The 23,382-nt window shown below is 71.6% G+C and carries 26 protein-coding genes and 1 pseudogene; 13 read left to right on the top strand and 14 right to left on the bottom strand.

Annotated features, from left to right (window positions below):
• Positions 1-13 precede the first annotated feature (13 nt).
• A complete protein-coding gene (locus O3438_RS24985; RefSeq protein WP_269682169.1) occupies positions 14-811 on the top strand; it encodes an alpha/beta fold hydrolase in 798 nt (265 codons plus the stop codon).
• 9 nt (positions 812-820) lie between these two features.
• On the opposite strand, the gene O3438_RS24980 is transcribed toward O3438_RS24985, so the two are convergent.
• From O3438_RS24980 to O3438_RS24965, 4 genes are all read right to left on the bottom strand, one after another.
• Positions 821-1,780: an asparaginase gene (locus O3438_RS24980; RefSeq protein WP_269682168.1), complete on the bottom strand. Its 960-nt coding sequence runs from the start codon at positions 1,778-1,780 to the stop codon at positions 821-823.
• A gap of 94 nt (positions 1,781-1,874) precedes the next feature.
• Positions 1,875-2,702 carry a 3-keto-5-aminohexanoate cleavage protein gene (locus tag O3438_RS24975; RefSeq protein ID WP_269682167.1) on the bottom strand — a complete coding sequence of 276 codons (828 nt, stop codon included), beginning with the start codon at positions 2,700-2,702 and terminating at the stop codon, positions 1,875-1,877.
• 23 nt (positions 2,703-2,725) lie between these two features.
• Positions 2,726-3,838: a CAF17-like 4Fe-4S cluster assembly/insertion protein YgfZ gene (gene ygfZ, locus O3438_RS24970; RefSeq protein ID WP_269682166.1), complete on the bottom strand. Its 1,113-nt coding sequence runs from the start codon at positions 3,836-3,838 to the stop codon at positions 2,726-2,728.
• Positions 3,835-4,263 (bottom strand): Fur family transcriptional regulator, encoded by a 429-nt coding sequence (locus O3438_RS24965; protein WP_088987421.1) that lies wholly within the window; start codon positions 4,261-4,263, stop codon positions 3,835-3,837. The genes ygfZ and O3438_RS24965 overlap by 4 nt, the downstream gene beginning before the upstream one ends.
• Positions 4,264-4,331: 68 nt before the next feature.
• Here O3438_RS24965 and O3438_RS24960 point away from each other — a divergent pair, with 68 nt between their 5' ends.
• Entirely contained in the window at positions 4,332-5,210 is an 879-nt protein-coding gene (locus tag O3438_RS24960) for an aminotransferase class IV (RefSeq protein WP_269682165.1), read from the top strand.
• Between the two features lie 21 nt (positions 5,211-5,231).
• Here the strand turns inward: O3438_RS24960 and O3438_RS24955 are convergent, their stop codons facing one another.
• Together O3438_RS24955 and mtfM are read right to left on the bottom strand one after the other, a co-directional pair.
• A complete protein-coding gene (locus O3438_RS24955; protein ID WP_269682164.1) occupies positions 5,232-5,819 on the bottom strand; it encodes an FABP family protein in 588 nt (195 codons plus the stop codon).
• A 64-nt stretch (positions 5,820-5,883) separates the two neighbouring features.
• Positions 5,884-5,988 (bottom strand): small membrane protein MtfM, encoded by a 105-nt coding sequence (mtfM, locus tag O3438_RS24950; RefSeq protein ID WP_030327764.1) that lies wholly within the window; start codon positions 5,986-5,988, stop codon positions 5,884-5,886.
• Positions 5,989-6,000: 12 nt separating this feature from the next.
• Here mtfM and O3438_RS24945 point away from each other — a divergent pair, with 12 nt between their 5' ends.
• From O3438_RS24945 to O3438_RS24935, 3 genes are read left to right on the top strand one after another with little or no spacing between them, the layout of a single operon-like run.
• On the top strand, positions 6,001-6,375 hold the full coding sequence (locus O3438_RS24945) for a DsrE family protein (protein WP_269682163.1): 375 nt from the start codon (positions 6,001-6,003) through the stop codon (positions 6,373-6,375).
• 60 nt (positions 6,376-6,435) lie between these two features.
• Entirely contained in the window at positions 6,436-6,816 is a 381-nt protein-coding gene (locus tag O3438_RS24940) for an SCP2 sterol-binding domain-containing protein (protein ID WP_269682162.1), read from the top strand.
• Positions 6,813-8,867, top strand: coding sequence for an amylo-alpha-1,6-glucosidase (locus tag O3438_RS24935; protein ID WP_269682161.1), 2,055 nt, complete (start codon positions 6,813-6,815; stop codon positions 8,865-8,867). Before O3438_RS24940 ends, O3438_RS24935 begins: the two co-directional genes overlap by 4 nt.
• A 19-nt stretch (positions 8,868-8,886) precedes the next feature.
• Here O3438_RS24935 and O3438_RS24930 read toward each other — a convergent pair whose 3' ends face one another.
• The 7 genes and pseudogenes from O3438_RS24930 to O3438_RS24905 all read right to left on the bottom strand — a co-directional run bounded on the left by O3438_RS24930 (position 8,887) and on the right by O3438_RS24905 (position 13,686).
• A complete protein-coding gene (locus tag O3438_RS24930; RefSeq protein ID WP_269682160.1) occupies positions 8,887-9,753 on the bottom strand; it encodes a hypothetical protein in 867 nt (288 codons plus the stop codon).
• A gap of 113 nt (positions 9,754-9,866) precedes the next feature.
• Positions 9,867-9,989 (bottom strand): annotated as a pseudogene (locus tag O3438_RS24925) (winged helix-turn-helix domain-containing protein); the annotation flags it as partial.
• Between the two features lie 208 nt (positions 9,990-10,197).
• The gene (locus O3438_RS24920) at positions 10,198-10,518 is read right to left on the bottom strand and encodes a DUF1416 domain-containing protein (RefSeq protein ID WP_088987414.1); all 321 of its coding nucleotides are present in this window, start codon (positions 10,516-10,518) and stop codon (positions 10,198-10,200) included.
• Positions 10,519-10,520: 2 nt separating this feature from the next.
• Complete coding sequence (locus tag O3438_RS24915) at positions 10,521-11,369, bottom strand: sulfurtransferase (RefSeq protein ID WP_145778729.1); 849 nt, start codon at positions 11,367-11,369, stop codon at positions 10,521-10,523.
• A 205-nt stretch (positions 11,370-11,574) separates the two neighbouring features.
• The gene (locus O3438_RS34210; protein ID WP_310503780.1) at positions 11,575-11,652 is read right to left on the bottom strand and encodes an Ms5788A family Cys-rich leader peptide; all 78 of its coding nucleotides are present in this window, start codon (positions 11,650-11,652) and stop codon (positions 11,575-11,577) included.
• A gap of 94 nt (positions 11,653-11,746) precedes the next feature.
• Entirely contained in the window at positions 11,747-12,535 is a 789-nt protein-coding gene (locus O3438_RS24910; protein ID WP_269682159.1) for an LmeA family phospholipid-binding protein, read from the bottom strand.
• 104 nt (positions 12,536-12,639) lie between these two features.
• Complete coding sequence (locus O3438_RS24905; RefSeq protein ID WP_269682158.1) at positions 12,640-13,686, bottom strand: hypothetical protein; 1,047 nt, start codon at positions 13,684-13,686, stop codon at positions 12,640-12,642.
• A 242-nt stretch (positions 13,687-13,928) separates the two neighbouring features.
• On the opposite strand from O3438_RS24905, the gene O3438_RS24900 reads away from it, so the two are divergent.
• The 7 genes from O3438_RS24900 (at position 13,929) to pstB (ending at position 21,122) form a co-directional block, all read left to right on the top strand.
• Positions 13,929-14,648: a winged helix-turn-helix transcriptional regulator gene (locus O3438_RS24900; RefSeq protein WP_181518701.1), complete on the top strand. Its 720-nt coding sequence runs from the start codon at positions 13,929-13,931 to the stop codon at positions 14,646-14,648.
• 225 nt (positions 14,649-14,873) lie between these two features.
• The gene (locus tag O3438_RS24895; protein ID WP_269682157.1) at positions 14,874-15,740 is read left to right on the top strand and encodes a polysaccharide deacetylase family protein; all 867 of its coding nucleotides are present in this window, start codon (positions 14,874-14,876) and stop codon (positions 15,738-15,740) included.
• A gap of 61 nt (positions 15,741-15,801) precedes the next feature.
• Positions 15,802-16,725: a mycothiol synthase gene (gene mshD / locus O3438_RS24890; protein WP_269682156.1), complete on the top strand. Its 924-nt coding sequence runs from the start codon at positions 15,802-15,804 to the stop codon at positions 16,723-16,725.
• 280 nt (positions 16,726-17,005) lie between these two features.
• On the top strand, positions 17,006-18,112 hold the full coding sequence (gene pstS, locus O3438_RS24885; RefSeq protein ID WP_269682155.1) for a phosphate ABC transporter substrate-binding protein PstS: 1,107 nt from the start codon (positions 17,006-17,008) through the stop codon (positions 18,110-18,112).
• 39 nt (positions 18,113-18,151) lie between these two features.
• Entirely contained in the window at positions 18,152-19,243 is a 1,092-nt protein-coding gene (gene pstC, locus O3438_RS24880; RefSeq protein WP_269682154.1) for a phosphate ABC transporter permease subunit PstC, read from the top strand.
• The gene (gene pstA / locus O3438_RS24875) at positions 19,240-20,328 is read left to right on the top strand and encodes a phosphate ABC transporter permease PstA (RefSeq protein ID WP_269682153.1); all 1,089 of its coding nucleotides are present in this window, start codon (positions 19,240-19,242) and stop codon (positions 20,326-20,328) included. The genes pstC and pstA overlap by 4 nt, the downstream gene beginning before the upstream one ends.
• A 17-nt stretch (positions 20,329-20,345) precedes the next feature.
• On the top strand, positions 20,346-21,122 hold the full coding sequence (gene pstB / locus O3438_RS24870; protein ID WP_088987405.1) for a phosphate ABC transporter ATP-binding protein PstB: 777 nt from the start codon (positions 20,346-20,348) through the stop codon (positions 21,120-21,122).
• 195 nt (positions 21,123-21,317) lie between these two features.
• Here pstB and O3438_RS24865 read toward each other — a convergent pair whose 3' ends face one another.
• Positions 21,318-22,151 (bottom strand): NUDIX hydrolase, encoded by an 834-nt coding sequence (locus O3438_RS24865; RefSeq protein WP_269682152.1) that lies wholly within the window; start codon positions 22,149-22,151, stop codon positions 21,318-21,320.
• Positions 22,152-22,410: 259 nt separating this feature from the next.
• Between O3438_RS24865 and O3438_RS24860 the strand changes: the two genes are divergently transcribed.
• Positions 22,411-23,379 carry a Gfo/Idh/MocA family protein gene (locus tag O3438_RS24860; RefSeq protein WP_269682151.1) on the top strand — a complete coding sequence of 323 codons (969 nt, stop codon included), beginning with the start codon at positions 22,411-22,413 and terminating at the stop codon, positions 23,377-23,379.
• The last annotated feature ends 3 nt before the right edge of the window (positions 23,380-23,382 follow it).

Raw genomic sequence — 23,382 nt, 5'->3', positions numbered from 1 at the left:
GTACGGTCCGTCCGTGCACAAGATCACAGTCAATGGAGCAAGCATCGCGTACGACGAGGCAGGCACCGGCTCGCCCGTCGTACTCCTGCACGCTGGCATCGCCGACCGGCGGATGTGGCGGGGGCAGATCTCGGCGCTCGCCGCCCGCCACCGGGTGATCGTCCCGGACCTCCGCGGCTACGGGGACTCCGAGCTGCCGCCGACCCCGTTCGCGCACCACGACGACGTGGCGGGACTCCTGGACGCGCTCGACCTGCCCCGGGCCGCCCTGGTCGGCTGCTCCTTCGGCGGGGCCGTCGCCATCGACACCGCGCTCGCCCACCCCGACCGGGTGAGCGCGCTCGCGCTGTTCGACACCGCGGTCTCCGGCAACGAGTGGTCCGACGAGGCGAACGACCTCTGGGACGACCTGGTCGGCGAGGTCGACCCCGACGACTTCGTCGCGGGCGCGGCCGGCGAGGTGCGGTTCTGGGTGGTCGGCCCGGGTCGACAGCCGGATGACGTCGACCCCACGCTGATCACGTTCACCCAGGAGATGGACCAGCGCGCGCTCGCTGCCGAACTGGCGCTCGGCGCGGTCGAGGTCGGAGAACTGACGCCTCCGGCCATCGACCGCCTCGGCGAGCTGACGGTGCCCGTCCTGGTCACCGCCGGGGCTGCCGACGTACCGGACATCCGCCGGCTCGCCGACCGGATCGCCGCCGAGGTCCCCGGCGCGGTACGGCTGCCGGACGTCCCGGACGCCGCGCACCTGTTGCCACTGGAGCGCCCGGAGCCCGTCAACGCCGCCCTTCTCGACTTCCTGGGCTGACCGGCCGGCTCACCAGAGCGGGCGGACTGCCCCCACCGGAACTCCGCCGCCGAAGAGCGGCACCTCGGCGTACTCGGTCAGCACCGGAGCGTCCACCCCGAGCCGCCGCAGCGCGGAGACCAGCACCGGCATCCGCGCCCGGTCGGCGCCGTCGTCGATCTTCAGGGCGACGGCGCCGACGCCCGGCACCGCCACCGCGATCACACCCTCGGCGCCGACCTTGGCCAGCAGACCCGGAACGCCGCGCATCAACCGGGTGTCGTCGGCCTGGGTGCCACCGACGATCTCCGGGTACGCGCGCATGGCGTCGGCCACCGTCCGCGGCACCGAGCCCGGCTCGGCGTCGACCAGCCGCAGGAACGCCCCGGCCAACCCGGTCAGCGACACCGCGAGTACCGGGGCCCCGCAACCGTCCACGCCCACCGCCGCGGCCTGCTCGCCGGTGAACTCCTCGATGGCCGCCCGCAACCGCTGCTGGAGCGGGTGCTCCGGCCGCCAGTACCCCTCCAACGGCCAACCGGCCGCCTCGCAGGTCAGCAGCATTCCGCTGTGCTTGCCGGAGCAGTTCATCTGCACCCTGGTCGGGCCACCCCCGGCCCGCAGCACGGCCTCCCGGGCCGCCGCGCCCACCGGCAGGTCGGGTGGACAGTGCAGGGCCGAGGCGTCCAGTCCGGCCCGGTCCAGCAGCGCGCCGACCCGGGCCAGGTGGAAGTCCTCACCGGCGTGACTCGCCGCGACCAGTGCCACGTCCGCCGGGTCGGTCAACGGCAGGCCGGCGCGGAGCATCCCGATCGCCTGCATCGGCTTGCTGGCCGAGCGGGGGAAGATCGGCGAGGTCACGTCCCCGGCTGACGCCAGCACCGCGCCGGCGGCGTCGAGCACCACCACCGAACCGCGGTGCGCACCCTCCACGAACCCGGAACGGACCACCTCGGCGAGCGGGTCGCCACCCTCGTACGTCTTCGTCACGGGCTGGACGGTACCGACGGTCCAGGGGTGCCCGTCGGCGGGGTGACCTGGTGGTCCACCGCCCGGGTGACAGGAGCGTGAGGCAGGCCCGGCCTTACAGCCCGAGCAGCTCGCGGGCCTCGGTGGTGGTCAACGGCGGGCGCTGCGCGAGCTGGGCGAAACCCACCGCGCGGGCGACCAGTTGCATGTTCGACTCCACCGGGCGGCCCTTGGCGTACGTCACGGTGTCCTCCATACCGACCCGCAGGTGCCCGCCGGTCGACAGCGAGGCCAGCATGACCGGAATCGTGCTGCGGCCGATGCCGGTGGCCGAGAAGGTGGTGCCCTCGGGCAGGTCCCGCAGCATCCGGTGCGCCGCGACCAGCGTCTCGGTGGTGCCCGGCATGCCTCCCGGCACCCCCATCACGAAGTCGACGTGCACGTGCCCGCCGGCCGGCAGCCCGTACTTGCCGAGGAGTCGCTGCAACGCGGACAGGTGCCCGAGGTCGAAGATCTCGTACTCCGGCACGATCCCGCGTTCCTGCATCCGGGTGTGCAGGTCGACGATGAACTCCCAGCGGTTGAGGAAGACGTCGTCGCCGAAGTTGACAGTGCCCATCGTGCAGGAGGCCATGTCCGGCCGGGCGTCGAGGACAGCCAACCGGGCGGCCTCCGGGTCGGTCACCGCGCCGCCGGAGGAGAGCTGCACGATCAGGTCGGTGCTGTCCCGCAACGCCGCCACCGTGTCGGCCAGGCGCACCGGGTCGAGGCTCGGCCGCGCGTCGTCGTCACGGATGTGGACGTGGATCACGGCGGCGCCGAGCGCCTCGCACTCCTTCGCGGTGAGCAGCAGCTCGTCGAGGGTCACCGGCAGCGCCGGCACCTCCGCCTTGGCCGACTCAGCGCCGGTCGGGGCCACCGTGATCAACGTCCCTGTCGTCATGCCGGCGATCCTAGACGCCCGGGTCAGGACGGGTCGATCGCCGCCGCCGTCTCGCCGACCAGCAGTGCCGCGTCGTCCGGGACGTTCCGCTTGACCACCGCGAGCGCCACCTGACCCAGCTCGTGGTGCAGCACCGCGGTGCCGACGAAGCCGACCGCCCGGCCGTCGAGCATCACCGGCGTACCGGCCGTGGGCGGCTGGTCGGTGGTCACCCCGTCCAGGTGCAGCAGTACGAGGCGACGCGGCGGCCGGCCCATGTTGTGCACCCGGGCCACCGTCTCCTGCCCCCGGTAGCAGCCCTTGTCCAGGTGCACGGCGGGACCGATCAGGTCGACCTCCGCCGGGATCGTCCGGTGGTCGGTGTCCACCCCGACCCGGGGCTGACGGGCGGCCACCCGGATCGCCTCGTACGCCCACAGGCCCGCGACCGGCACCCCGGCGCCCCGCAGCTCCGCCACCACCTGGTCCATCGCCGAGCGGGGCACCAGCAGGTCCACCCCGAGGGGCACGCGTCGGGCCCAGCCACCGACGGGCAGCGGCTTCACGTCGTACCGGACGCTGGCGCGCTGCGGCACGGCACCGTGCGGGAACTTCGGACCCGGCACCGCGACCAGGTCCGGCGCGGCCAGCCCGGTCACGCCGAGCGTGCCCAGCGCCTCCGTCGCCGCCGGCCCGACCAGCGACAACAACGCCCGCTCGGCGGTCGCGTCGCGCGGCTCGACCTTGCTGAAGAACCGCATCTTCTCCAGGTAGGCCAGCAGGCCCTCGGTCGCCCCCGGCTCGGTGTCCAGCCAGGCGGTCTCGCCGTCCTCGGCGACCACCGCGTGCTGCTCGATGTGACCGTGCGGGGACAACACCAGCAACTCGGTGCCCTCACCGGCGGCCAGCGCGGTCAGGTGCTGCGAGGTGACGGTGTGCAGCCAACTCGCCCGCTCTTCCCCGGGCACCGCGATGACCCCCCGGTGCGACCTGTCGACCAGGCCGACAGCGGTGTCGAGGGTGCGCTGCTCACGCAACGGGTCGCCGTAGTGGGCGGCCACCCCCCGCACCCCGGCCGCGACATGCGCCGCGTCCGGCTGGTCCCGGCTCGCCTCGTCGATGCTCTCGACGGCCACCGCACCCGCGATGTCGATCATTTGTCGTCCCCGTTCTCGCAGCGTACGCAGACGCCGAAGAGTGACACGTGCCCGATGTCCACCCGGAACCCCCGCTGCGTGGCCAACTGGTCGGCGAGCGGGCGCAGCATCTCCGGATCGATCTCGTCGATGGCGCCGCACTCCCGACAGACCAGGTGGACGTGTTGGTGCTCACCCGCCGCGTGGTACGTCGGCGACCCGTGCGAGAGGTGCGTGTGGGTGACCAGGCCGAGCCGTTCCAGCAGCTCAAGCGTGCGATAGATGGTGGTGATGTTGACGCCGGCGGCGACCTCCCGCACGGCGGTGTGCACCTGCTCCGGGCTGGCGTGCCCCAGATCGAGCACCGCCTGGAGGACGAGCTGCCGTTGGGGCGTCAGCCGCAGCCCACGGGCCCGCAGCATTTCCGCGAGGGAGGATTCGGACATGGTCCGATCATAGTTCGGCAATCGCCGCGACCCCTGCGAGCGGCCGGTCGCCGCTACGCTCGGCGGTCATGGTGACGTCGTCCGTCGGAAACGCCCCGGTCTCTCCGAGCACCCGGATCGCCGTGCTCGGCCGGGGCCTCATCGCGGCCGACGAGCCCGTGCTCCGCGGCGACGACCTGGGCGTCCTGCGCGGCGACGGGCTCTTCGAGTCCATGCACCTGCGCGCGGGCCGGCCGTGGCTGCGCGACGAGCACCTGGCCCGGATGACCACGGCCGCGGCAGCCGTCGACCTGGACCTGCCCCCCACCGCCACGCTCGTCGACCTGCTCGACACGGTGTGCGCCGGCTGGCCCGTCCAGGTGGAGGCCGCGCTACGGCTGGTCTGCACCCGAGGCGCCGAGTCCGGCGGCCCGCCGACCGTCTACGCCACGGTGAGCGAGGTCCCGGCGTCGTCGCGGGCGGCCCGCCACACCGGGATCACAGTGGCGATCCTGCCGCTGGGGGTGCCCGCCGACGCGCGGACCGGGCTCGACTGGTTGCCGGCCGGCATCAAGTCCACCTCGTACGCGGTCAACAGCGCCGCCCGCCGCTGGGCGCACCGCGCCGGGGTGGACGACGTGCTCTGGGTCTCCTCGGACGGGTACGCCCTGGAGGGGCCGATCGCGAACGTGGTGTGGCTCACCGGAGACACACTCTGCACGGTGCCGGCCGCCACCACCGGCATCCTGCCCGGCACGACAGTGGCCTGGCTGCTCGCCCACGCCCCCGAACTGGGCCTGAGCGCCGCCGAACGGATGGTCACGCCGGCCGAGCTGCACGACGCCGACGGGGTGTGGTTCAGCTCCTCGGTACGCGGGCTCGTCGAGGTCCGGACACTGGACGGGGTGCGCCGGGACCACTGCCCGCGCACCCCCGCCCTGCAAGCCCTGCTGGGTTTCCCCGTCTAGCCTGCTGGGTTTCCCGGCTGGTCAGCCGCCGACCCGGACGAGCCGGGCGGACAGGTGCGGGCTGAGCCCGTGCCCCATGGCCGCCATCTCCTGCGCGTAGAGCAGCGCACCCTCGACGATGCCGAAGAGTCGGTGCCCGCCGGTGACCTCCTTGGCGGTCGGGGTCCGGACCACCGCGTCGGTGGCGAACTCCAGCTGCGTGCCGGTGCGCTTGCCCAGGTGCAGCTCCATCACCCCGGTCGGCGTGGTGAGCACCGCCTCCAGCTCGTCGGTAGCGCGCCCGTCCACCACCACCGGTCGCCACCAACCGACCTCCCGGCCAGCGGGGCGGACCGGCTTGCTCTGCTCGTCCAGGATCCAGGCACGCGACTCGTAGTGCAGGAACGGCCGCCCGTCGTGGCTGATCCGGATCTCCTGGGCGTAGTCGAAGTCCTCGATGGTGGGGAAACCGCCCTTGCCCCGGCCACGCCACAGCCCGATGTAGGGCAGCAGGCCGTCCAGGGTGGGGTGCAGCTTCGGCCCGACCCGCAGGTCGTGACTCTCCTCGAACGGGTACTCCTCGACCGGCGGCGCGTTCAGCCACGGCGGCTGCAGCGGATTCTCGCTCACAGGCGTCACCCCGCCTCTTTCGTTCGCGACTGCGGGGCTCGCAGACCCGGCTCACTCCTCGCGCTCACCAGCGTCCTCTCGAAATGCGTACGGCAAGGTAGACCAGGCCACCGGCGAGCCCGCCCAGGCCAGCGACCAACAGGCTGACAAACCCGATCTCGGTAACCATCCCGACCATCCTATGCTGGGCCACATGGCCCGCACTCTCGTCGTCAAGGCCACCGCGGGGGCGGACGCCCCGGAGCGGTGCGCGCAGGCATTCACGGTCGCCGCGACGGCCGTCGCGGCCGGGGCGGACGTGTCGCTCTGGCTGACCGGTGAGTCGACCTGGTTCGCGGTGCCCGGGCGCGCCCAACAGTTCGAGCTGCCGCACTCCGCACCTCTGGCCGAGCTGCTGCACGTCATCCTGACCAGTGGTCGGGTGACCGCCTGCACCCAGTGCGCGGCCCGACGGGAGATCGGCCCGGACGACGTGCTGCCCGGGGTCCGGATCGCGGGCGCCGCCGTCTTCGTCGAGGAGGCGTTGGCCGAGGGCGCGCAGGCACTGGTCTACTGAGCGCCGGGGCGGAGTGCCGATACCGACCCGACAACTCGGGCGGCTGCCTACGATTCGGATGTGACCGAGGCGACGGAGAGGTTCTTCGAATCACTGCCGGCGCGTGCCCCTGGCGTCCTCGGCGGCCTGACCGACGGGACCCTCCAGATCGACCTCGGCAGCGACCACCAGACCGAACACTGGCTGGTACGCATGCGGCCCGGGTCGGTGCAGGTCAGTCGGGAACGCGGCCCTGCCGACGCCATCTGGTACAGCAGCGCGGCCCTCTTCGACCGACTGATCAGCGGTGAGGCCCAGGGTGTCGCGGCGGTGCTGCGCAACGAGAGCACGTTCAGCGGGAACGTGGTCCTCTTCCTCGCCTTCCGCCGGTTCTTCCCCAACCCGCCCGGCACCCGCGACCCCCGCGAGACGGCCCGCAGAGCAGTCGGGCGACCGGTGTGAAGGACCTAGTCAGCATCCTGGACGGCAACACCTTCCTGGTCAGCGACCGCCGGGGGGACATCGAGCCGTCCCACGACTTCCCCACCGGGCTGTTCTCCTTCGACACCCGGTTCCTGTCCAAGTGGATACTCACCCTCGACGGCCAACGGCTGCACGCCCTCTCCATGGACGACGCCGAGTCGTACCGCACCAAGTTCTTCCTCGCCCCCGGCGAGCCCACGCACTACCTGGACGCGAAGGCGTCGGTGATCCGCAGCCGGGCGATAGTGGGCAGCTTCGAGGAGGAGCTGACCGTGCTCAACCACACCGGCGCGGACGTCGAGTTCACCGTCCGGATCGACGTCGAGGCCGACTTCGCCGACCTGTTCGAGATCAAGGACTCCCGCCAGAAGCGGGGCACGACCACCGTCGCGGTCTCGGACGACGAGCTCCGACTCACCTACCGGCGGGACGCGTTCCACCGGGAGACGACTGTCACGACCACCGCGCCGGCACAGGTCGACGCCGGCGGCCTGACCTTCCGCATCCGGATCGCCCGCAACAGCAAGTGGACCACCCGGCTGCACGTGTCCAGCGTCGTCTACGGGGCACGCGGCGAGGACATCCGGGCAACCCTGCCGTACGGGGGCAGCCGCAGCGCGGACGCGATCCGGGCCGAGCAGCAGGAGCTGATCGACCGGGCACCGAAGCTCGGCTGCGACTGCGAGCCACTGGCCGGGGCGTACCGGCGCAGCCTCAACGACCTCGCCGCACTGCGCTACGAGTCGATCGCCCTGGGCGTACGGCTGATCGCCGCCGGGCTGCCCTGGTTCATGACCCTGTTCGGCAGGGACAGCATCATCACGTCGTTGCAGGTGCTGCCGTTCCTGCCGGAGCTGGTCCCGCCGACCATCCAGATGCTGGCCGGCCTACAGGGACACCGGGTGGACGACTTCCGGGACGAGGAGCCCGGCAAGATCCTGCACGAGCTGCGGTACGGGGAGACCGCCGGCTTCGAGGAGCAGCCGCACTCGCCGTACTACGGGTCGGCCGACTCGACACCACTGTTCGTCATCCTGGTCGACGAGTACGAGCGGTGGACCGGCGACGCCGCGCTGGTCCGCCGGCTGGAGCCGCAGGTCCGCGCCGCCCTGGAGTGGATCGACACGTACGGCGACCTGCTCGGCACCGGGTACCTCTGGTATCAGACCCGCAACCCGGAGACCGGTCTGCAGAACCAGTGCTGGAAGGACTCCTGGGACGGCATCTCGTACGCCGACGGTCAGATACCGGGCTTCCCCCGGGCCACCTGCGAGTTGCAGGGGTACGCGTACGACGCGAAGGTCCGTGCCGCCCGGTTGGCTCGGACCTTCTGGAACGACAGGGCGTACGCCGACCGGCTGGAGCGGGAGGCGGCCGATCTCAAGCGACGGTTCGATCGCGACTTCTGGATCGCCGACCGTGGGTACTACGCGCTCGCGTTGGACGCCGACGGGCGGCAGGTGGACGCGCTGACGTCGAACATCGGGCACCTGTTGTGGAGCGGCATCGTGGACGAGTCCCGTGCCGGCAAGGTGGTGGAGCACCTGCTCGGGCCGCGCCTGTTCTCCGGGTGGGGAGTGCGGACGCTCGCCGAGGACGAGGGGCGCTACAACCCGATCGGGTACCACGTGGGCACCGTGTGGCCGTTCGACAACTCGATCATCGCCTGGGGCCTGTGGCGGTACGGCTACCGCGAGGAGGCCGGCCTGATTTGCGACACGATGCTGGCGGCGTCCCGGTACTTCGAGGGGCGGCTGCCGGAGGCGTTCGGCGGCTACACCCGTGATCTCACCGACTACCCGGTGGAGTACCCGACCGCGTGCAGTCCGCAGGCCTGGTCGAGCGGAACCCCGCTGCTGCTGCTCCGGGTGATGCTGGGGTTGGACCCGCAGGGTGAGCATCTGATCATCGACCCGGCGGTGCCTCCGGGGATGGGTCGCGTCGAACTACTGGACATCCCCGGCCGGTGGGGCAAGGTGGACGCGTTGGGCCGCAGTCGGGGCCCGACGGATCAGCCGGACGGCAGCTGATCCGAGCCGGCCGCTCGGCTCAACCCGGGCAGCCGACGGTGGCGGCAACCCGGACGGCGTCGTCCGGGCCGAGCTCGGCCAGCACCGTGACCGGGCCGGTGCGGTACGCGTACACCGGGGGTTCGTCCAGCAGGGGGGCGTCGCCGGCCAGCGCGGCGAGCGCGGCCGTCGAGGCGGCCGGGCCGGGACCGCCCGCGGACCGCACGGTCTGGGCCGACCCGCCACCCGGGCAGGGCGCGGTGACCCGCTCCGGTGTTACGTCGCTCGGCCGGCCGATCGCCCCCAGCGCCGCAGTCAACGCGGCAGCTTCCGGGCCGGTCGCGGTGGCCGTGGCCGGCGTGTAGCCGGAGCCGGTTGGCCGGCAACCGCTGTCGACGACCAGTCGGACCTGACCGTCCACCGTCGGCCGCCCCTCGACGGCCACGAACTCTCCGGCGTCGGCGTACAGCGCCGGGCCGTTCAGCCCGGACCCGACCCGGGCCCGCCAGCTGGTCGGCAGCCGCTCGGCGATCCCGGTCAACACGGTCCGCTCGGTGCCGGTGGGCGCGAGCACGCCCACGTCCCGCCGCAATCTCGCCCCGTCGGCGAACGGGGTGACGCGGCAGCCCTCGGCGACCCTCGCCGGGCCCAGCTCCAGCAGACTGGTCGCCCCCGCCGCACGGACCAGCTCGCCGATCGCCCGGTCGACCACCGGGCCGGCCTGGTCGAGGGTGCGTTGTTCGCGCACTGTCGGCGGATCGTCGCGGACCGACGTCCAGGTGAGTACGGCCAGCAACACGGCCCAGGCCGCCGTCGCGGCCAGCAGCCACCGCCGCCACGGCCGGGCAGGCACCGGCGCGGCGGGACCAGCCGAAGGGGCCCAACCCGTCTGGACAGCACCGCTCACCCGGCCATGGTGTCACGCCTGCGCCGCCGAGCTAGCAGCGGAGGCGTGGGACGGCGGCCACGAGGTCAGGCGGGCTGCGACGGCTCCTGCGGCACTGTCGACGTCGGGTCGTGCGGCGACGGGAACAGCATCGCCCGCAACTCGGCCAGATCCGGGCAGGTCACCACCTGCCCGGTCCCGTCGAGTCGCCGGAGCACCCGCTCGACCACGGCGGCATCCGCGCTCACGCAGACCACGAGCGGAACCTCGTCACCGGACGCACCGCCGTCATTCGCGCCAACCTCGATATCCACAGCTAGATAGTGACGCATACCGATTGATGTGATTGGTCCGCCGAGCCGAGGGTGACACCGAAATTACTTCTCGTCACCAATTCCCCCAGAAGATCGACCGGGGCCGGTTACCCATGGCGGGTGACCGGCCCCGGTCGATCAGAGCGGTGGGTCAGGCGACGGTGACGGCAACCTCGTTGACGCCCCGGCCGGCGGTGACGGCGGTGTCGCCGTTGCCGTGCCGGGACAGTGCCCGCAGCGTCCAGGAACCCGGCGCGGCGAAGAACCGGAACTGGCCGGCGGTCGAGGTCACCACCTCGGCGGTGAACTCACCGGTCGAATCGAGCAGCCGGACGTACGCGCCCGGCACCGGCTCGTCCTCGGCCGACCGGACGATCCCGGTGATGACGGTTTCCTTCTCCAGGTCCAGGCTGGCCGGCAGCGGCGCGGCCTGGTCAGGTGCCGCGCAACCCGCGGCGGTGGGGAGCGTCATGATCAGGCCTCCCCGGGTTCGTCACCGAGGGCAACCGGCACGCCGACCAGCGAGCCGTACTCGGTCCAGGAACCGTCGTAGTTCTTGACGTTGCGGTGGCCGAGCAACTCCTGCAGCACGAACCAGGTGTGCGAGGAGCGCTCGCCGATGCGGCAGTAGGCGATCGTCTCCTTGCCGTCGTCGAGCCCGGCGTCGCCGTAGATCTTGCGCAGCTCGTCGTCGGACCGGAAGGTGCCGTCCTCGTTGGCCGCCTTGGACCACGGGACGCTGATCGCGGTGGGGATGTGACCGGCCCGCTGCGCCTGCTCCTGCGGCAGGTGCGCGGGGGCGAGCAGCCGGCCGGCGAACTCGTCGGGGCTGCGCACGTCGACCAGGTTCTTGGTGCCGATCGCGGCCACTACCTCGTCGCGGAAGGCCCGGATGGAGGTGTCCGGCTCGCTCGCGACGTACTGCGTCGCCGGACGGGTCACCGAGTCGGTGACCAGCGGGCGGGCGTCCAGCTCCCACTTCTTGCGACCGCCGTCGAGCAGCTTCACGTCGCCGTGACCGTAGAGCTTGAAGTACCAGTAGGCGTACGCGGCGAACCAGTTGTTGTTGCCGCCGTAGAGGATGACGGTGTCGTCGTTGCTGATGCCCCGCTCGGAGAGCAGTGCCTCGAACTGGGACTTGTTGACGAAGTCCCGGCGGACCTGGTCCTGAAGGTCGGTCTTCCAGTCGATCTTGATGGCACCGGCGATGTGGCCGGTCTCGTAGGCCGAGGTGTCCTCGTCGACCTCGACGAAGACGACGCCCGGGGCGTCGAGGTTCTTCTCGGCCCACTCGGCCGAAACGAGTGCGGTGTCGCGACTCATCGAATCACTCCCTGGTGAGGATGGATGGTGAGCCAACGCGCGAGTATCGATGGTTTCAACTGTCGCACCACGCGCGGGACCCAGCGGAAGGACGGATCACGGGTTCGTGCGACGGCGCCGCTGCCGGGCGTTCGGTGGGATAACCGGAGGGTGCGAGAACCCTGTGCCGGTGGCCGCCGTCAGGCGGCCGGAGACAGCCCCGCCGTCAGATGACGGGGCGACACAGGCAGGTGGCCACGCGGCACAGGTCGACCGCGCGCCGTTTGGTGAGGTGGGTCCCCATGGCCAGGGAGCCTACCAGCCAGTGACCGTGCTGCCACTCAGCCGACCACCATCCGGGATCGACCGAATGGTGGACGACACCGCTGACCGGGGAGTCAGCCAACGGAATTGATCGGCACGTTCTTCGCGTCGACGGTGACCGCCAGGCCTTCCGGCAGTGGCCGGACCTCGCGCACGGTGAGCTGGAACGGCAGGTCAGGCAGGGGTACGTCGACCGAGATGCCCTTGGCGTAGTTGTTGAGCAGAGCGCGGGCGAGCGGCAGGTTCGGCAGACCGGCCGCGTCCAGGTCGTTGAAACGCAGGGCGACAGCACCGTTGTCGGCGACGGTGACGTCGGCGGTGCCGGCGACGGTCAGCTTCTGACCGAGGATGTCGACGGGCGCGGTGACGGCGAGCTTGCCGTTCTGCTCGCCGAGCTTGAGCCCGGGACGCTTCAGCAGGGCGGCGAGGCTGTCGTAGCTGATCGTGCCGGCGCCGTTGACGGTGTCCGCGACGATGTCCCCCTGACCGGTGCGCAGGGTGTCCAGCGAGGCCCGTACGTTGCGGGCGGTCACATCCAGCACCGGCAACTGCACGGCGTCACCTTCGACCGAAGCCCGCACGTCCCGCAGGTTGATGGTGATCCGCTGGTAGCGGCCGTCGAGCACCTGGGTGAGGAACGGAGTGCCGGCCACCTCCACGTCGGGCCTGGCGGCCTGGGCACCCTGCTTGGCGATCTCCTGGCCGACCCGGTCGGCGATGGTCCGCTCGGCCACCCCGACCGCCACCCGGTCGGCGACCACCAGCAACCCGCCCACCACCAGGAGCAGGACGATCAGGCCGACGAGCAGTTTGCGGCCGCGCCGTCGGGGACGTGCTCCGTCCGCCGGATAGTCCTCCGCCACGCCGCCTCCCGTCTTCGTCCGCCGCGCCGCGACGGATCGTCCACACCGGTGCCGCAGCGCGGCGCACCCGTACGTACCCGACCGGCCCCGGGCTCAACCGTGGCTCAGAGCAAGAGCATGCACATGGCGTACGCGGCCGGCGCCGCCAGGGCGAAGCCACCGAGCGGACCCTGCATGTGCCGGGCCACCCACATCGTGGGCGGCTCCCCGGCCATCAGCCGGCCCGCCTCCGCGTACCCCACCGCGAGGTCGGCGAGCACGGCGGTGACCGCCGCTACCAGGCCGATCACGGCGGCCCGGGTCGGTGTGAACGGGGCCACCAGGTAGCTACCCAGAAGCGCGCTGGTCAGCGTGCCGACCATCGCGCCGGCCACCACCCCGGCCGCGCCCCGGGGCACCTGTGGGGCCAGCCGGGGCCACGGCAGTACGGCGTCGGTGAGCCGGGCGACAGTCAGGGCGACGCCACTGGCCGTCAGGCAGACGGTGATCGCCTGGGTGCCCGCCGGGATGCGACTGAGCACGATCAGGGTGCCGAAGGCCACCACCCCGACCACGATCAGCAGCGTCGCGCCGAGGGAGTCGGTGACCCGCACCCGGTCGACCCGGCGGACCAACTGGCCGAGCACCGCCGCGACGAACCCGCCGACGGCCAGGTAGCCCAGCGGGGCCAGCCCGGCGATGTCGCTCTGCACCGCGGCGACGTCGGCGAGCGCCGCGACCCCGGCGCTGACCCCGGCGACCACCAGCAGCGCGGGCGGACGCATGGCCATCGTCCAGGCGAGCACGAAGAGCAACTGGACGCCGAAGATGATGAAGGCGAACGGCAGCCGGTGGCCGGGGCCGGACGTCTGCGCGCCGAGCACCAAGCCGACGCCGAGCAGCGCGGCGAAGCCGGCGATGGTCAACGCGAGCTGGCGGTGCACCTCGACCGGGGGTACGACCTCCTCCTCCGGCTCGTCGACCTCGTCCTCGGATTTGCGGGCCGGCTCACCGGTGCGACGGGCCCGGCGGGGCCCACCCCGTTCGCGGCGATCGCCATCGGTGGTGGCCGGACCGGTACGCGGCGCGCGGGTCGCCGCGGCGGCCGGGCCCGCTTGGGGCTCGGCGGGCCACGATTCACGGCCGGCCTCGGGCGAGGTGGAGGGAAACACGACCCGATCGTGCCAGACCGACCGCCGGAGGCGGTGGTCCCGGGTTTCGGCAACGTTAAAAACTGCGCCACGATCAGGGGCAAGGTAGACAAACGGGAAATGGCCTGCGGGCGCGGCCGGGGCGATCCGCTACGCTCAACCTCGTTACCCGCCCGTCAGCGACGCCGGGGCCACGCAATTTCTCAGCGCACTCCCCCGCGGGTGTGACTGGTCGCGTGCGGCCGAGCGCCGCCGGGACGGAGGTGATCGTGGAGATCCTGTTGCTGGTGACCGCGCGCGCAGGCGAACCGTCGGCTGTGCTGCCGGCACTCGACCTGCTGCCGCACTCGGTCCGCACCGCGCCACGCGACGTACGCACCCTGGTCGCGGGCCCCAGCCCGGACGCGGTGATGGTGGACGCCCGGTCGGAGTTGAGCGAGGCCCGCGCGACCTGCCGGATGCTGCACGCCACCGGGCTCGGCGTGCCGCTGGTCGCGGTGGTGACCGAGGCCGGCCTGATCGCGCTGAACGCCGACTGGGGCGTCGACGACGTCATCCTCGCCTCGGCCGGTCCCGCCGAGGTGGAGGCACGGTTGCGGTTGGCGGTCGGCCGTCTGAGCAACGCGACGGCGGGCGCCGGTGGCTCGATCCGGGCCGGCGAGCTGACGATCGACCCCGACACGTACGCGGCCAAGCTCAAGGGCCGTCCGCTCGACCTCACCTACAAGGAGTTCGAGCTGCTGAAGTTCCTGGCCCAGCACCCGGGCCGGGTGTTCACCCGGGACCAACTCCTGCGGGAGGTCTGGGGCTACGACTACTTCGGTGGCACCCGCACTGTCGACGTGCATGTCCGGCGACTGCGCGCCAAGCTCGGCTCGGAGTACGAGTCGATGATCGGCACGGTCCGCCAGGTCGGCTACAAGTTCGTCGTGCCGCCGTCGCGTTCGCTGCCCGAGGCGGAGCACGCGCCCCTGCCCGTCTGACCCGCGCCACCCCTGCCCGTATGACCCGCGCCACCCCTGCGCGTCAGACCCGCGTCCCTGCGCGTCCAACCCGGAAGTCGGGCCACCGATTTCCCATATGCCCTTTTTGTGCAGCTTGGCGGTTCTATTCTGACTGCCGGGTTTGCCGGAGAAAGGGGTGACGGTGCGCGCAGTCAGCACGGGGGCGACGGGGCGGCCTGGCCGGCCAGCCGGGCGGAAGCCGTGATGCGGGCCGGTTCGACAGCGAAGGCGACGGGGATCGTGACGCTGGTGCTGGTGGCCCTGCTCGGTTCCGCGTACGCGCTGGGCCGCAGTCTCCTCCTGGATCCAGCCCCCCGGCACCCCACCAACGTCACCACGAACGCCGACGGGCCGCACTACGCCGACCAGCCCAGCGACGGCGACCCGGACGGCGCGCCGCGCCCCGGCGGCAGCGACGGCCCCGCCGAGACCGGCCAGGACGGTTCCGGCCGCGACGCCGGCGGGGACAAGCTGTTCGGCGCGCACGAGACCACCGGCTCCCCCCGGCTCGCGCTGACCTTCGACGACGGTCCGGACCCCCGGTACACCCCGCAGGTTCTCGCCACGCTGCGCGAATTCAACGTGCGAGCCACGTTCTGCGTGGTCGGGGAGAACGCCCAGAACCATCCCGACCTGATCCAGGCGATCGTCGACGACGGCCACACCCTGTGCAACCACTCGTGGCACCACGACGTCAGCCTGGGCACCCGATCGGCCGACGCGATCCGCGCCGACCTGCTGCGCACCAACGACGCGATCCGGGCGGCAGTGCCGAACGCGCCCATCGTCTGGTACCGCCAGCCCGGCGGGGCCTGGACGTACCCGGTGGTGTCGGTGGCGCGGCAGCTCGGCATGACCCCACTGCACTGGTCGGTCGACCCGTCGGACTGGGACCTGCCCGGCGCCAACAAGATCACCGCAACGGTGGTGACCCAGGCCGCGCCGGGGTCGGTGGTGCTGCTGCACGACGCCGGCGGCGACCGGCAGGGCACGGTGGACGCTCTGCGTCGCATCCTGCCCGACCTGACCGCGCGCTTCGAGCTGGAGGCACTACCCACCGAACCGACCTGAACCGCGGCCTTTGCGCGGCGACGGTCCGGGCGGCACGACACGCAACGGATACGGTGACGGGATGAGCAGCGCGGAGCCGACCAGCGACCAGGTGACCCGGACCGACCGACTGGCACCTGGGGAGGTCGCCGACGTGCTGGCCCTGGCCAGCACCGCGGCTGACACCGACGGCGCGAACCCGCTCGACGAGCACGTCCTGCTCCGACTGCGCGACCCGGACGCCCCGGCCCTGCACCTGATCGCCCGTGCCGACGACGGCACCCTGACCGGGTACGCGCACCTGGACACCACCGATCCGGTCGGCGGAATCGGCGTCGAACTGGTGGTGCACCCCGCGTACCGGCGGCGGGGCACCGGTCGCGCGTTGGCCCGGGGCGTACTCGCGTCGGCCACCGGGCCGTTGCGGGCGTGGGCGCACGGCGACCACCCCTCGGCTGCGGCGCTCGGCGTCGACCTCGGCTTCACCCGGGCACGGGTGCTGTGGCAACTGCGCCGATCCCTGGCCGCCCCGCTCGGCGAGCCGCGCCTGCCCGACGGGGTGGCCCTGCGCGCGTTCCGGCCCGGGGCGGACGACGCGGCGTGGCTGACTCTCAACGCGCGCGCCTTCGCCGAGCACCCCGAGCAGGGACGCTGGACCTCGGACGACCTGCGGGTCCGGCTGACCGAACCGTGGTTCGACCCGGACGGCTTCCTGCTCGCCGAGACCGGGACCGGTCGGCTGCTCGGTTTCCATTGGACCAAGGTGCACGAGCGGCCGGGCACGGCCCGGATCGGCGAGGTGTACGTGCTGGGGGTGGAGCCGACCGCGCACGGTGGCGGGTTGGGCCGGGCGTTGACCACGGCCGGGCTGGCGTACCTGCGGGACAGGCGTGGCCTCGACCGGGTGATGCTCTACGTGGACGACTCGAACACCGGAGCCGTCGCGCTCTACGAGCGGATGGGCTTCGCCCGCTGGTCCGCGCACATCAACTACCACCTGGGCTGACCGACGAGCTGGGTCACCGGTGAGTAACGGCCGGGCGTCGGCGACATAACAGCGAACCGGAAATATACCCATACATCCGACAGGTGTACCCGGGTTCACTTAACGGACAACTCACCCTCAGCGAGCGGTCACCTCGACGGCCGTACGTGTTCACCTTGCGTTCACTTGCGACCGGCGAACCGGCTACCTACCACTTCTAACTTTCGTGTCAGCCGGTCAATGCCGGTCCTCGGGCCCCGAGATCGGGGCGCCAAGTCAGACGCGAAGGGAAACCCCTCAGGTGAAGCTCCAGCGGTACGGCGCTATTGCCGGCCTCGCTCTTGCCGCGACGCTCGGTCTCAGCGCATGCGGCTCGGACAACAACGAGCCCGCCTCCGGCGCGAGCGCCTCGGGCTCGGCCGCCGCGGTCGACTGCGCTACCGGCACGGTGAACGCCCAGGGCTCGTCGGCGCAGAAGAACGCCATGGCCGAATGGATCAAGGCGTACCAGCAGAAGTGCCAGGGCACCACGATCAACTACGAGCCGACCGGCTCGGGTGCGGGCATCCAGGCGTTCATCGCCGGGACTGCCGACTTCGCCGGCTCCGACTCCGCCCTCAAGCCGGAGGAGCAGCCGCAGGCCGACGCCAAGTGCGCCGGTGGCAAGGCCATCCATCTGCCGATGGTGATCGGCCCGGTGGCCGTCGCCTACAACGTCAGCGGCGTGGACAACCTCCAGCTCAAGCCGGCCACCCTGGCGAAGATCTTCGCCGGCAAGGTCACCAAGTGGGACGACGCGGCGATCAAGGCCGACAACCCGGACGCCAAGCTCCCGTCGACCACCATCCAGACCGTCCACCGCTCGGACGAGTCGGGCACCACTGACAACTTCACCAACTACCTCTCCAAGACCGCCGAGGCGGACTGGACCCTGGGCAAGGCCAAGGCGTGGAAGGCCCCGGGCGGCACCGGCGCCAAGGGCTCGGACGGCGTGGCCAGCTCGGTCAAGGGCGCCGACGGCTCTATCGGTTACATGGAGTGGTCGTTCGCCGAGAACGCCGGCCTGAAGATGGCCAAGATCGGTAACGGTGCCGGCGAGTTCGCCGCGCTGACCGCCGAGGCGGCCGGCAAGACCATCGCCGGTGCCGCGATCGAGGGCCAGGGCGACGACCTCAAGCTGAAGATCGACTACAACACCAAGGAGGCCGGGGCCTACCCGATCGTCCTGGCAACGTACGAGATCGTCTGCAGCAAGGGCCTCGCGGCCGACAAGCTCGCGCTGGTCAAGGGTCTGCTGGGCTACGCGGCCAGCGCCGAGGGCCAGAACTCGCTGACCGACCTGGGCTACGCCCCGCTGCCGGAGACGGTCCGCACCAAGGTCGAGACCGCGGTCAAGAACCTCTCCTGACCCGAACCCACCACCTCCGCAACCGAATCGAGCGAGCAGATGGGTGAAACCCCTCACCGCTCGGCCGACGCCGGCACCGGCGGGACGCGCGTGACCCAGAGTCACGAGTGGCCCGCCGGTGCCTCGGCGCGTGTGGCCGAGGCACCAGTCAGCACCCGTTCCCCGGGCGGCACCGGGCTGGGCGGCGGCGGCGCGCTGCCGCGCAGCCGTAAGTTCGGTGCCGAGCGGGCCTTCCGCGGTCTCACAATGGCCGCCGGCACCGCGGTTCTGGTCATCATCGCCGCCATCGCGATCTTCCTGATCGCCAAGGCGGTGCCGGCCCTGCGCGCCAACACCGAGAACTTCTGGACCTACGAGGGCTGGTCCCCCAACGAGACAGAGCCGAAGTTCGGCATCGGCACCCTCGCCTTCGGCACCGTCCTCAGCGCGGCGCTGGCTCTGCTCATGGCGGTGCCGGTGGCGCTGGGCATCGCGCTCTACCTCTCGCACTACGCACCCCGCCGGCTGGGCACCGCGCTCGGCTTCCTGATCGACCTGCTCGCCGCCGTACCGAGCGTGGTCTTCGGCCTCTGGGGGCGGGACATCTTCATCAACCCGGTCCGCGACTTCTCGGTCTGGCTGAACGAGTACTTCGGTTGGATCCCGATCTTCGGCGGTGACGGGCCCTTCGGTAAGTCGATCATGCTGGGTGCACTGGTGCTCGCCATCATGGTGCTGCCGATCATCACCTCGCTCTCCCGCGAGGTGTTCCTCCAGACGCCGACCGCCAACGAGGAGGCCGCCCTCGCCCTGGGCGCCACCCGGTGGGAGATGCTCCGCACCGCGGTCCTCCCCTACGGCCGCCCCGGCATCATCGCCGCGGTGATGCTCGGCCTCGGTCGGGCCCTGGGCGAGACCATCGCCCTGGCACTGACCCTCGGCATCACCTTCGGCATCTCGTTCAACCTGATCCAGAACGGCGGCAACACCATCGCCGCCAACATCGCCAACGCGTTCGGCGAGGCGAACGAGACCGGCCGGGGCGCGCTCATCGCCTCCGGCCTGGTGCTGTTCACCATCACGCTGATCGTCAACATCACGGCGCGGGCGATCATCTACCGCCGCCGGGAGTTCACGGAGTCGGCCGCATGACCACAACCGTCACCTCCCACCGCACCCGCCCGCCGGCCCAGCCGGAGTCGCTGCGGGCGAAGCGGCTGCCCGCGTACGCCGCTGCGGTCATCGCCGCGGTGGCCCTGGCGCTCTCCGCCGCGATCGTCTACGGCGCCGGCATCGGCGGCCCGGTCCTCGTGGTCGCCCTCGGCGCGATCCTCTACCTGGCCGGACTCTTCGCCGCGGCCAACGCGGTCGAGGGGCGCCGGTCGGCTCGTAACCGCACCTGGAGCGCGCTGATCCACTCCGCCTTCGTGCTGGCGGTGCTGCCCCTCGTGTCCGTGGTCTGGACGCTGGTCAGCAAGGGCGCCGATCGGCTGGACGTCAACTTCTTCCAGACCTCGATGAACAACATCGGGGCCCGCGACGCCAACGGTGGCGCCTACCACGCAATCGTCGGCACGCTGGAGCAGGTCGGCATCGCCACCCTGATCACCGTGCCGCTCGGCGTCCTCTGCGCGATCTACATCGTCGAGTACGGCCGGGGTAAGTTCGCCTTCGCGATCCGGTTCTTCGTGGACGTGATGACGGGTATCCCGTCGATCGTCTCCGGCCTGTTCGTGCTGGCCTTCTGGGTGCTGGTCGTGTCCCCGTGGTTCAACGACGGCCGACCGAGCTTCTCCGGTTTCGCCGCCGCGCTCGCGCTGAGCGTGCTCATGTTGCCGACCATCGTCCGGTCCACCGAGGAGATGCTCCGCCTCGTCCCGGCCCCTCTGCGCGAGGGCGCCTACGCGCTCGGCGTCCCCAAGTGGAAGACCATCCTGCGGGTGGTGGTGCCGACGGCGCTGCCCGGCATCATCACCGGTGTCATGCTGGCCATCGCCCGCGCGGCCGGCGAGACCGCGCCGGTCCTGCTGGTCGCCGGAGGCGGCGCGGCGATCAACACCAACCCGTTCGAGAACAACCAGTCGTCGCTGTCCCTCTTCGTCTACCAGCAGGCCGGTGACGCGTCGAAGTACGCACCGGCACGGGCGTGGACCGCGGCACTCACCCTGGTCGCCCTCGTGCTCATCCTGACGATCGCGGCGAAGCTGCTGGCCCGTCGCAACAGGCTCAGCCGATGAACCCCGGAGGTACCACCATGGCCAAGCGCGTCTCCGCCTCGAACGTCACCGCGTACTACGGCGGCTTCAAGGCGATCGAGAACATCAACCTGACGGTCGAGCCGAAGACGGTCACCGCCCTCATCGGGCCGTCCGGTTGCGGCAAGTCGACGTTCCTGCGGTCCATCAACCGGATGCACGAGGTGCTGCCGGGGGCCCGCGTCGAGGGCAGCCTGACCATCGACGACCAGGACATCTACCACCGGGACGTCGACGTCACGGCGGTCCGCCGCACGATCGGCATGGTCTTCCAGCGGCCGAACCCGTTCCCCACCATGAGCATCTTCGAGAACGTGGTGGCCGGGCTGAAGCTCAACGGGGTCCGGAAGAAGTCGATCCTGGACGAGGCCGCCGAGAAGGCGCTGCGCTCGGCGAACCTCTGGGACGAGGTCAAGGACCGGCTGGGCAAGCCCGGCGCGGGTCTCTCCGGCGGTCAGCAGCAGCGACTGTGCATCGCCCGGACCATCGCGGTCGAGCCGCAGGTCGTCCTGATGGACGAGCCGTGCTCGGCGCTGGACCCGATCTCCACGCTGGCGATCGAGGACCTGATGTTCCAGCTCAAGGACAAGTTCACGATCATCATCGTGACGCACAACATGCAGCAAGCGGCGCGGGTCTCGGACCGGACCGCCTTCTTCTCCATCGAGAAGACCGGCGACCCGGGCCGTCTGATCGAGTACGACAACACCCAGAAGATCTTCAGCAACCCGAGCGTGAAGAAGACCGAGGACTACATCACCGGCCGCTTCGGCTGAGCCCACCGCGACCGGTCATCGGCGCCCCGCCCTCCGGCGTGGGCGCCGGTGCCGTTTCCGGAGCTGTTCGCACCGGCCCCGTGAGGCGGGGCTGGCAGAGCACCCCGCCCCACGCACGATCCACACGACTTCATTGATGTGGGTATCCGCGAGGGGTTGATACCGCGACATCGGCGAAGTCGAGTCGATCATGGGTTAGCCCAGGACGAAGCGGGGTTCGCCGTCAGGGGGTAGGTCCAGGCGTGGGGTGACCGGGGTGGCGGCGTCCCGATCGGCCGCCGCCCGGGCCACTCCGGCCAGGTCGCCGGCCGCCGCCACCTGGGCCAGCGTGACCAGGGTCGGCGGCAGCATGGTCAACTCCCCGGCCCTGGCCCGGGCCAACGCGTCCGCAGGCCGGATCCACAGGGTGTGGTCGGCCTCGCCGGAGACGTCGCGGGTCCGTTGGCCGGCCGGCAGCAGGGCGACGAAGAAGTACGTGTCGAAGCGGCGCGGCTCGAACTCCGGGGTGATCCAGCGGCTCCACGGCAGCAGCAGGTCCGACCGGAGGGTGAGCCGACGGTCGGCGAGCAGCGCGGCGAAGCCCAGCCGGCGACCCTCCAGGTCCTGACGGGCCGCCTCCCAGTCGTCGCCACTGACGTCGCCCACCACCGTCGCCGGGTCCGGGCCGGCGAGCAGCACACCCGCCTCCTCGAAGACCTCCCGCGCGGCGGCGCAGACGACCGCCTGGGCCGCGCCCGGGGCCACCCCCAGCCGCCCGGCCCACTCATCCGGCGTGGGCCCGGCCCAGTCCAGGTGTGTCTCGGAGTCGGAGCGGTCCACCCCACCGCCGGGGAAGGCGTACATGCCCCCGAAGGTCATGGCGGCGACCCGGCGGATGACGTACACCTCGAAGTCGGTGTCGGTCGGGCGCAGCAGCAGCACGGTGGCCGCGACCCGGGGCACCGCCGGGGTGCCGCCCTCGGCCTGGAACCGGCGGGCGTGCTCGACCAGGGCGGCCGGGGCGGCGAAGCCGTCACTGTCGATCGTCATGCCGCGAGCCTAGTTCCCCCGTCGGGAGCCCCGACCCGGCCGATGCGCCGGTCCAGGGAGCCGCACCGGGCCGGACGTCCTTTGCTCTGCATACGCGGGCGCACCACCTCCGGCCGTGACGTGGTGCGTCGGCATAAGCAGAGCAAAGGACGTAGGCGAGGTGGGCGGGGGCGGGACGGCGAGGCGACCGGGCCGCACCGCGATGTCCGACAGCTGAGCCGGCGGCGAACAGTTCACCCAGCTCGGTTAGCGTTCCGGCATGACTCGTTGGGGCATCCTGGCCACCGGCCACATCGCCAGCCGTTTCGCCGAAGACCTCCGGCTGGTGCCGGACGCCGAGCTGGTCGCGGTTGGTTCCCGTTCCGTGGAGAGCGCGCGGCGTTTCGCCGACACGTACGGCGCGAAGCGCGCGCACGGCTCCTGGGTGGAGCTGGCCGCCGACCCGGAGGTGGACGCGATCTACGTGGCGACCCCGCACTCCGCGCACTACGAGGCGGCGATGACCTGCCTGACCGCCGGGCGGGCGGTGCTGTTGGAGAAGCCGTTCACCCTCGACCTGGCGACCAGCACCGAGTTGGTGGACACCGCCCGCGCCGCCGGGGTCTTCCTGATGGAAGCCATGTGGATGCGGACGAACCCGCTGATCCTGCGAATGGTCGAGCTGATCTCGGAGGGGGCGATCGGCACGGTCAGCAGTGTCCGCGCGGACTTCGGGGTGGCCGGGCCGTTCCCGCCGGACCACCGGATGCGCAACGCCGCACTGGGCGGGGGCGCCCTGCTGGACCTGGGCATCTACCCGATCAGTCTGGCCCACCTGCTGCTCGGGGTGCCGCAGCACATCCGGTCCTGGGCGCAGATCGGCCCGGAGGGCACCGACGAGAACACCGGCATGCTGTTGGGCTACGACACCGGCGCGCTGGCGACGCTGAGCTGCGGCATGGTCGGGGCGACCAGCCTGTCCGCCTCGATCACCGGCAGCACGGGCCGGATCGACCTGCCGGAGCCGTTCTTCCGGCCGGGTTCCCTCACTGTGCACCGGGACGGCGCCGAGCCGGAGACGATCACCGCCGACACGGCGGGCAACGGCTACCAGTACGAGGCGATCGAGGTGCAGCGCTGCCTGGCCGCCGGTCTGACCGAGAGCCCGCTGGTGCCGCACACCACCACCCTTGAGGTGATGACCCTGCTGGACACGGTCCGCGAGCAGATCGGCGTGCGGTACGAGTGAGAC

Source organism: Micromonospora sp. WMMC250 (assembly GCF_027460215.1).
Lineage (GTDB): Bacteria > Actinomycetota > Actinomycetes > Mycobacteriales > Micromonosporaceae > Micromonospora > Micromonospora taraxaci.
This window is presented reverse-complemented; position numbering and strand designations above follow the sequence as displayed.

Bases quoted from the DNA above. Each gene is read 5' to 3' on its own strand.
- O3438_RS24975 (WP_269682167.1), bottom strand. From the start codon at position 2,702: ATGACGACAGGGACGTTGATCACGGTGGCCCCGACCGGCGCTGAGTCG.
- ygfZ (WP_269682166.1), bottom strand. From the start codon at position 3,838: ATGATCGACATCGCGGGTGCGGTGGCCGTCGAGAGCATCGACGAGGCG.
- O3438_RS24965 (WP_088987421.1), bottom strand. From the start codon at position 4,263: ATGTCCGAATCCTCCCTCGCGGAAATGCTGCGGGCCCGTGGGCTGCGG.
- O3438_RS24960 (WP_269682165.1), top strand. From the start codon at position 4,332: ATGGTGACGTCGTCCGTCGGAAACGCCCCGGTCTCTCCGAGCACCCGG.
- mtfM (WP_030327764.1), bottom strand. From the start codon at position 5,988: ATGGTTACCGAGATCGGGTTTGTCAGCCTGTTGGTCGCTGGCCTGGGC.
- O3438_RS24945 (WP_269682163.1), top strand. From the start codon at position 6,001: ATGCTGGGCCACATGGCCCGCACTCTCGTCGTCAAGGCCACCGCGGGG.
- O3438_RS24920 (WP_088987414.1), bottom strand. From the start codon at position 10,518: ATGACGCTCCCCACCGCCGCGGGTTGCGCGGCACCTGACCAGGCCGCG.
- O3438_RS24915 (WP_145778729.1), bottom strand. From the start codon at position 11,369: ATGAGTCGCGACACCGCACTCGTTTCGGCCGAGTGGGCCGAGAAGAAC.
- O3438_RS34210 (WP_310503780.1), bottom strand. From the start codon at position 11,652: ATGGGGACCCACCTCACCAAACGGCGCGCGGTCGACCTGTGCCGCGTG.
- O3438_RS24895 (WP_269682157.1), top strand. From the start codon at position 14,874: ATGCGGGCCGGTTCGACAGCGAAGGCGACGGGGATCGTGACGCTGGTG.
- mshD (WP_269682156.1), top strand. From the start codon at position 15,802: ATGAGCAGCGCGGAGCCGACCAGCGACCAGGTGACCCGGACCGACCGA.
- pstC (WP_269682154.1), top strand. From the start codon at position 18,152: ATGGGTGAAACCCCTCACCGCTCGGCCGACGCCGGCACCGGCGGGACG.
- pstA (WP_269682153.1), top strand. From the start codon at position 19,240: ATGACCACAACCGTCACCTCCCACCGCACCCGCCCGCCGGCCCAGCCG.
- pstB (WP_088987405.1), top strand. From the start codon at position 20,346: ATGGCCAAGCGCGTCTCCGCCTCGAACGTCACCGCGTACTACGGCGGC.
- O3438_RS24865 (WP_269682152.1), bottom strand. From the start codon at position 22,151: ATGACGATCGACAGTGACGGCTTCGCCGCCCCGGCCGCCCTGGTCGAG.
- O3438_RS24860 (WP_269682151.1), top strand. From the start codon at position 22,411: ATGACTCGTTGGGGCATCCTGGCCACCGGCCACATCGCCAGCCGTTTC.